The following is an 8,162-nucleotide window of genomic DNA, read 5'->3' on the forward strand; positions in this document are numbered from 1 at the left end:
CCGTTGGCGAGCGACCCCTCTTCATACCCCGAGAGGGGCCGCCCCGACCCCGAGGCGCTTCTGGCGGCCGCCAACAAGGCCCGCCGGGGGCGCCTCAAGGTGTTCCTGGGCATGGCGCCCGGCGTGGGCAAGACCTACGAGATGCTGCGCGCTGCCCGCCGCCGAAAGGCCGAGGGCCAGGACGTGCTGGTCGGCGTGGTCGAGACCCATGGCCGTCGCGAGACCGAGAGCCTGCTGCGCGGCCTGGACGTGCTGCCCCGCCGTCCGGTCGAGAGCCGGAGTCGCAGCTATCTGGAGTTCGACCTCGACGCGGCGCTGGAGCGGAAGCCCAAGCTGCTGCTCGTCGACGAGTACGCCCATTCCAATGCGCCGGGTTCGCGCCATCCCAAGCGCTGGCAGGACGTCGAGGAGATCCTGGCGGCCGGCATCGACGTCTGGACCACGCTGAACGTCCAGCACCTGGAAAGCCTGGTCGACGTCGTCCTGCGCATCACCGGCGCCCGCCAGCGCGAGACGGTGCCCGACAGCGCGCTGGCGCGGGCGGACGACATCGAGCTGATCGACATCACGCCCGACGAGCTGCGCGAGCGGATGGCGGCGGGCAAGGTCTATGTGCCCGAGACGGCCCGCCTGGCCTCGGAGAACTTCTTCAAGATCGAGAACCTCACCGCCCTGCGCGAGCTGGCCCTGCGGCGGGCGGCCCAGACGGTCGACGACCAGCTGGTCGCGGCCATGCGCGAGAAGGGCGTCGAGGGGCCGTGGGCGGCGGGCGAGCGGATCCTGGTCCTGGCCGGCGGCGACGGCATGGCCCCGGGCCTGGTGCGCGCTGGCCGGCGGCTGTCGGACATGATGATGGACGCGCCGTGGACCGTGGCCCATGTCGAGCGTCCCGACCGTCCGCCGCCGCCCGAGGCCGCCGCCGCCCGCACCCGCGAGGCCCTGAAGCTGGCCGAGCAGCTGGGCGGCTCGACCGTCGTGCTGACCGGAACCGACGTGGTGGCCACCGTCATGGCCTGGGCCCGGCGCAACAACGTCACCCAGATCGTCATCGGCAAATCCCGGGATTCGCGCTGGCGTGAGCTGACCGGCCGCTCGCTGGCCGCCGCCCTGCTGCGCGAGGCGCGGGGCCAGGCGATCCACGTGGTCACCGGCGCGGACGGGGAGGGCGCGCGCGAGCCGCAGACGCCCAGGTCCCGCCGCCTCGACTGGCCGGCCTACCTGACCGGCGGCGGCTTCGTGGCGGCCGCCAGCCTGGTGGCCTGGGCGCTGGACACCGCCTTCGACCGGGTGGAGCTGGGGATGATCTACCTGGCCGCCGTGCTGGCGGCCGGCGTGATGCACGGCCTGCGTCCGGCCCTGGCGGCGGCGACGGCGGCGTTCCTGATCTACAACTACTTCTTCCTGGCCCCGCGCTACAGCCTGGCCATCGGCTCGCCCACCGACGTGCTGACCCTGATCGTGTTCTGGGCCGTGGCTCTGGCCACCGGCGGGCTGGCCGGGCGGGTGCGCGACCAGGCCATGGGTTCGCAGCGTCGCGCGGCCAGCGTGACCAGCCTGCTGGCCGCCAGCCGCACCCTGTCGGGCGCCTCGGGCAAGGACGCCGTCGCCCGGGCCCTGGCCGAGCAGGCCGCCGCCGCTTCGGGCGCGCGGGCGGTGGTGTTCCTGCCGGTCGATGGCGAACTGGCGCCGGCGGCCGGAGCGCCGGATTTCGTGGACCTCGGGACCGGCCCGATGGCCGCCGCCCGCTGGGCCTGGGAGAAGGGCGAGCCGGCCGGCGCCGGCACCGGCACCCTGCCGCAGGCCGCCTGGACCTTCTGGCCGCTGGAGGGCCTGGGCGCTCGCGCCGGGGTGGCCGGGATCGAGGCCGGTGCCCTGGCCTCGGGATCGGACGAGGAGCGCCTGCTGCTGGCCCTGCTCGACCAGGGCGCGGTCGCCTTGCAGCGCGCCGAGCTGGCGGCCGGCGCGGTCGAGGCCGAGGCCCTGCGCCGCTCAGACCGCTTCCGCAACGCCCTGCTGAACTCCATCAGCCACGACCTGCGCACGCCGCTGACCACGGTGCTGGGCGCGGCCACCACCCTGATCGACTACGGCGACAAGCTGTCGCCGCCGGCCCGCGCCGACCTTGCCCTCGGGATCAAGGAGGAGGCCGAGCGTCTCAACGGCTATGTCGCCAACCTGCTGGACATGACCCGCATCGAGGGCGGCGGCCTGAAGCTGCACACCGACTGGATCGACGTGCGCGACGTGCTGGCGGCGGCTTGCGACCGGGTGACCCGCCGCCTCGAGGGCCGGGTGCTGGTGCGCGACTTTCCCGAGACGCTGAGCCTGGTCCAGGCCGATCCCAGCCTGCTGGAGCAGGTGGCGGTCAACATCCTGGAGAACGCCATCGCCTACAGTCCCGCGGGCGCCAGGATCGAGGTCGCCGCCTACGAAGACCGCGCCCACGTGGTCATCAGCATCGAGGACGAGGGGCGGGGCATTCCGCCGGCCGACCTCGTGCGCGTGTTCGAGAAGTTCCGCCGCCTGCAGGACCCCAGCGACCGCTCGCCGAACGCCAGCCAGGGCGTGGGGCTGGGCCTTGCGATCGCAAAAGGTTTTGTCGAGGCCATGGGTGGGCGCATCGCCGCCGCCAGCCCGATCCACGACGGCAAGGGCACGCGGATGCTGATCAGCCTGCCCAAGGGCGTCGCCACCCCGCACCATCTGCTATGAGCTGATCATGAGCGCGCTTCGCCCCCGCATCCTGGTCATCGACGACGAGCCGCAGATCCACCGGTTCCTCGGTCCCGCGCTCGACGCGGCCGGCTATGATCCGCTGCGCGCCGACGGCGGCCAGGAGGGCCTGCGCGGCATCGCCCTGTGGTCGCCCGACGCGGTGGTGCTCGACCTCGGCCTGCCCGACATGGACGGCAAGGAGGTGCTGGAGAAGGCCCGGGCCTTCTATGACGGCCCGATCCTGATCCTGTCGGCCCGCGACCGCGAGATCGAGAAGATCGAGGCCCTGGACCGCGGCGCCAACGACTATGTCGAAAAGCCGTTCGGGGTGGGCGAGCTGCTAGCCCGGCTGCGCGTGGCCCTGCGCCAGAAGGCGGCCACCCAGGCGCCGGTCGGTCCGATCCGGGCCGGGACCGTCGAGCTTGATCTCGAAAAGCGCCTGGTCACCCGCGACGGGGCGGTGGTGAAGGTCTCGCCGCGCGAATACGAGGTGCTGGCGCGCCTGGCGATGGGACGCGGCAAGGTGCTGACCCACAAGGAGCTGCTGACCTCGGTCTGGGGCCCCGCCCACATGCACGACACCCAGTACCTGCGGGTGTTCGTCGGTCAGCTGCGTCAGAAGCTGGAAGCCGACCCGGCCCATCCCAAGATCCTGCTGACCGAGCCGGGCGTGGGGTATCGCTTCATCGGGGATTGAGGGGCGAGCTCTCAGGCCGCCGCCGGGATGTTGATGAGCCGAACCGATACTTGCTCACGGCGGCGATTTGATCGTCCGAAGTAGGGGCCAGAACCAACTTCGCTTTACGATCCATGGGGGAAGTCGGGCGCCGTCCTGAATCCCTCTCTCTAAGAGAGAGGGTTTGTTTGGGGCGGCCATCCACCCATTGGAGGCTTTGCTTTCATCTCCTTTGAGCGCGTCGGACTTGAGCGATGGGATCAACGCGTCGCGGGTTTCTCTACGCCCAGCAGGCTGGATGCGGTGAACGTCGGGGCCAGAATGGCGATGTCGTAGCCAAGCGCCAGTTCACGCCATTGCGGCGGTGCGGACGCCAACAAGGCCTTGGTCCTGAGCGTCCGCAGATCCACCAGCAGCCACGATCCCGGCGCGGCGTCGGCCGCCCGCGCGAGCGTGGCGTCCTTGCGCCAGTCCGGGTCCTTGTCGTCCTTCATGTCGAAGGAATGCACGACGGCGGGCCGCCCGACGCCGCCGTAGCCAGCCACCGAGCCCCTGGCCCCGAGCACGACGATGTGCAGAGCCGAGACGCCTTCGCCCTCGGCGCGCTCGGCCACATAGGCGCCGAGGTCGCGCTGATTAAGTGGATTGAGCGACTTGTAGGCATGGTTGGCGCCGAACTTCATCAGGACCCGCGCGTCGGGATTTTCGGCGAGATGGGCGGCGAGGGTGCGCTTCATCAACCTCGCGCGGCGTCCGTTGGCGTCGCCCTGGCCGGACCGCGAGGCCTGATAGATGGCGCGGCTTTCCGTCAGCAGGCCAAACAGATGGCGGACGCGCGCCCCGCCATCCTTCGCGACCGCGGCGGCGGCCCGATCAAGGTCGTCCTGCGTGGCCGAGAGCAGGAAGAGGTCGAAAGGCGAGCCTGATGCGAGCGCGGCGGCGGTCGCTTTGCGGTCCTGGGCGGCCAGATCGGTAAGGGCGGCCCGGGCGAGGGGCCCAGGCTTCGAGGCCAGCATTTCCTCGAGAAGATGGCCGCTGGATCCGAGGAACTCCTGGTCCAGTCCCCAGAGCTTGAACTTCGGGCCGGCGCTGGCGGCGCAATCGCCGGCCATACGGACTTCATCGCGTCCGTTGAAGAAGGCGACGCCGTCCGGATGCGCGCGCACGAAATCGGCGATCCGGGATTCGCGGTCTTCGGTTCGCATGGCGGCATCGACGGCGCGGGCCGCTTCGGGACCGGTCTCGATGGCCATGGCGGTCAGGCCGGAGGGCGCCATCAGGCGGCAGATCTGGGTGGTGAGGGCCGGGATCTCGCGGGTGTGGTGGCTCTCGCCGATCAGCACGTAGCGGCTGGCGGCGACGGCCTCCGACAGGATGGGCGCGCCCGCGCCCGACAGGCCGTCCGGCCTGACGTCCAGAGGCGTGATCGCCTGGGCGAGGCGCGAAGGGAAGGGCGAGGGCGTCGTCTCCCCAGCGATTGTGCTGGTCGCAAAAGCGCCGAGGGTGGCCAGAAGGACGCCCGACAGACCCCGATGAACTCTCCGCACGCGTCCCTCACCAAACGACTCAACCGATCGTGGTCTATCGCGGCCCGGTTGGGGCGGCCAACCAAAACGCGGCCATGCCTGGACAAGGTTCGCGTCTGCACTGGCCCGTGGCGCTTCCAGCAAACCACGCCTCTTATCGCTCTACCGGCCCCGCCGCCGCCTCGCTGACCTTCGCCAGCAGGGCGGCGATGTCGATCGGCTTGGCCACGTGGCCGTCCATGCCGGCGGCGAGGCAGGCGGCGATCTCGGAGGGCAGGGCGTTGGCGGTCAGGGCCAGGATCGGCACGGCGCCGGCCGGCGGGGGCAGGGCGCGGATCGCCCGGGTGGCGGCAAGGCCGTCCATGCCGGGCATGCGCACGTCCATCAGCACGACGTCGAAGCTTCCGTCGCGCACCGCCGCCACGCCGGAGGCGCCGTCGCCGACGCCGGTCACCAGGTGCCCCGCCGAGCCCAGCACGGCCTCGGCCAGGGCGCGGTTGATGCGGGTGTCGTCGACCACCAGGACGCGCAAGGGAAGGGTCCTGGCCGCCGCATGCTCGGGCGCCGTCTCGGGATCGGCGGGCGTCGCGGGGATCTCGAACCGGAAGGTCGAGCCCTCGCCCTCGACGCTGTCGAAGCCGATCGTCCCGCCCATGGCCTCGACCAGCCGCTTGCAGATCGCCAGGCCAAGACCCGCGCCGCCATAGCGCGGATGGATCGAGGCGTCGGCCTGGCCGAAGGCCTGGAACAGCCGCTCGCGGGCCTCGGCGGCCACGCCCATGCCGGTGTCGGCCACCGAGACGCGCAAGGCTGGCGCATCCGGCGGGCCGGCCGGCTCCAGCGTGACAGAGACGCCGCCGGCCCCGGTGAACTTCACCGCGTTGTTCAGCAGGTTCAGCAGCACCTGGCGCAGGCGGTTGGCGTCGCCGGCGATCCGGCGCTCGGCCCCGGCAACGATCCTGGTGGTCACCGCCAGGCCCTTGGCCTGCGCCTGCGGGCGGACCATGGCCACGCAGCTTTCCACTAGGCGGACCGGATCGACCTCGCCGGCGTGCAGGTCGAGCTTGCCGGCCTCCACCCGCGACAGGTCGAGAATGTCGTCGACGATCGTCAGCAGCGAGCGGGCGGCGTCGTGGACGAAGTCGCGATAGGCCGCCCGCCGTTCCGGGGTCAGGTCGTCGCGGGCCAGCAGTTCGGAAAAGCCGACCAGCCCGTTCAGCGGCGTGCGCAGCTCGTGGCTCATGGCCGCCAGGAAGTCGGACTTGGCGCGGTTGGCGGCTTCGGCCTCGGCCTTGGCCTCGCGCAGCTGCTCGGTCAGCAGGGCCAGCTTGTGATTGCGCCGTTCCACGCGCTCGAAGGCGGCGGTGCGCTCCTGCAGCAGCCGGCGCAGGGCGCCGAAGCTGGCGCGCTTGGCGATCGCCGCGCCCAGGGTCTGGCTCATGTGGCGCAGCAGTTCGACGTCCTCGTAGCCGAAGGCGCGGGTCTCTCCGGCCATGGCCTTGAGCACGCCGATGGCGTGGTCGCCGTCGAACAGCGGCGCGCACAGCATCGAGCGCAGGCCCACCCGGCGGCAGGCCTCGCGATCGACGCGGGCGTCGTGCTCGCTGTCCTCGCAGACCAGGATGCGGGCCTGCTCGACGCACAGGCCCGACAGGCTGCCGGCGCGCGGGATGCGCAGGCCAAGGTGCGCTTCGGAGCCGGCGCTGACGGCGCGGTAGACCATGTGCTCGCAGTCGACCAGTTCGACGACGGCGCCGTGGCCGCCCAGCAGGTGCTGCACGCGGTCGACGACGATCTGCATGAAGGCTTCGCCGTCCACCTCGGCGCCGGCCAGCATGGCCTGGATCTCGGCCAGTTCGCGCAGCCTCTCCAACCGCCGGTTCAGCCTTTGCAGGCGGGCGGCGCCGTCGGACGCGTGAAGCGGCGTCGGCAGGGCATCCATCGCAAAACGTCCAGCTTCGCCGTGCGAGACTGGGTCCGCGCCGCTGCCTGCGCAAGCATCCTCAGGATGAGTCGCGGGCGTCCGGAGCGGGGCTATTCGACGCGGATGTGAGCGGCCAGGGCGTGGGCGATCGCCAGGTTGGCCGAATCGTTCAGGTGCAGGCCGTCGTACTGCAGCGGCGCGCCGATCCCGGCCAGGGCGTCGGCGGCGTCGACGGCCTTGACCCCGGTGCGGGCGGCGACCTGAGCGGCGGCCTCGCGGAACGGGTCGAGCCTCGCTTGGGTGTCGCGCGCCGAGGCGGGCGGCGGCAGCAGCACGATGACCTGGCCGCCGTCGTCGAGCCGCCGGCGGACAAGCGCCTCCAGCAGGCTGGCATAGACCTTGACGTCCAGGGCGCCGGGCTTGCCGCGCACCTTGGCGTCGTTGGCCCCGTACATGATGATGGTCAGATCGCCGGTCGGCGCGCGGGCCCAGCGGGTCAGGCCGTCCAGCGTCTGGTCGCCGGGCTTGCCGTGATTGACCACCGTGACCCTGTCGCCCAGCAGGCCGCGCAGGGTTTCGGGATAGGGCGTGGGGCTGCGCGGCGAGGGCGAGCCGTTGACGCCGGGAATCGACTCTCCCCAGCGCTTGAAGCCGTAGGTCAGGCTGTCGCCCTCGCAGACGATTACCGCGCCGCGCTTCAGGACGATGGGCGCGCCGGTGACGGTCTCCAGCCTGACGGCGGTGCGGGCCGCGGCGCTGCCCGTCGGCCGCCACTGGGGCAAGGTGGTCTGGAACCACGCGGCCGACAGGCCAAACCCGAGCAGCGCGCCAATTCCCACCCCGGGCAGGAAGAACCGCGAGCGCTTCAAGTCGCGCAGATGGGCGGCGAGGGGGCTCATGGGACGGGCCTGTTAAGCATGTTCGGTGGGCGGTTCGAATGCGTGTTTGATAAGTCCGGCGGCATTTTCCGCATAGAGCGCCGCGTCTACGGTCAAGGTAAGTATAATTCTTGCCCGAACTATGCTCTTTTTGTCGTCAAGGTGATTAATGCCCCTTATGGCCAAGTTTGCAGGGCGTTCCGATCCCGGACGGTTGGTTGCGTCTTTCGTTGCCGATGTCGTCGCAAGGCACAAACTTTGGCCACATAAAAATTTCTTTTGAATAGTCATCAGTTGGTGATTGCGCTTCGACAAGGAATGTCGAATTAAAATCACTCGGTGTTTTTGTGCCGCCGGCTGGGCGGGGCTCTTATTGAGCAGGGGATGACATGCGCGTAGCGATGATTGGCACGGGCTATGTGGGCCTGGTGTCCGGGGCGTGC

5 protein-coding genes are annotated in these 8,162 nt (G+C 70.8%); 2 read left to right on the forward strand and 3 right to left on the reverse strand.

Going from position 1 to position 8,162, the window contains the following annotated elements; all coding sequences use genetic code 11:
• Window positions 1-3 precede the first annotated feature (3 nt).
• The gene (locus tag ACODR1_RS09130; protein ID WP_488880156.1) at window positions 4-2,712 is read left to right on the forward strand and encodes a DUF4118 domain-containing protein; all 2,709 of its coding nucleotides are present in this window, start codon (window positions 4-6) and stop codon (window positions 2,710-2,712) included.
• Window positions 2,713-2,719: 7 nt separating this feature from the next.
• Window positions 2,720-3,412: a response regulator gene (locus ACODR1_RS09135; protein WP_488880157.1), complete on the forward strand. Its 693-nt coding sequence runs from the start codon at window positions 2,720-2,722 to the stop codon at window positions 3,410-3,412.
• Window positions 3,413-3,651: 239 nt separating this feature from the next.
• Here ACODR1_RS09135 and ACODR1_RS09140 read toward each other — a convergent pair whose 3' ends face one another.
• From ACODR1_RS09140 to ACODR1_RS09150, 3 genes are all read right to left on the reverse strand, one after another.
• Window positions 3,652-5,061, reverse strand: a complete 1,410-nt coding sequence (locus ACODR1_RS09140) for a TraB/GumN family protein (RefSeq protein ID WP_488880158.1) — start codon at window positions 5,059-5,061, stop codon at window positions 3,652-3,654.
• Window positions 5,062-5,071: 10 nt separating this feature from the next.
• Window positions 5,072-6,859 carry an ATP-binding protein gene (locus ACODR1_RS09145; RefSeq protein ID WP_488880159.1) on the reverse strand — a complete coding sequence of 596 codons (1,788 nt, stop codon included), beginning with the start codon at window positions 6,857-6,859 and terminating at the stop codon, window positions 5,072-5,074.
• Window positions 6,860-6,951: 92 nt separating this feature from the next.
• Window positions 6,952-7,740: an SGNH/GDSL hydrolase family protein gene (locus ACODR1_RS09150; protein WP_488880160.1), complete on the reverse strand. Its 789-nt coding sequence runs from the start codon at window positions 7,738-7,740 to the stop codon at window positions 6,952-6,954.
• Window positions 7,741-8,162 lie beyond the last annotated feature (422 nt).

It is taken from the genome of Caulobacter sp. FG7, from assembly GCF_057808875.1.

What these genes read in the sequence shown, in the direction of transcription:
- ACODR1_RS09135 (WP_488880157.1), top strand. Translation starts at nt 2,720, where the DNA reads ATGAGCGCGCTTCGCCCCCGCATCCTGGTCATCGACGACGAGCCGCAG.
- ACODR1_RS09145 (WP_488880159.1), bottom strand. Translation starts at nt 6,859, where the DNA reads ATGGATGCCCTGCCGACGCCGCTTCACGCGTCCGACGGCGCCGCCCGC.
- ACODR1_RS09150 (WP_488880160.1), bottom strand. Translation starts at nt 7,740, where the DNA reads ATGAGCCCCCTCGCCGCCCATCTGCGCGACTTGAAGCGCTCGCGGTTC.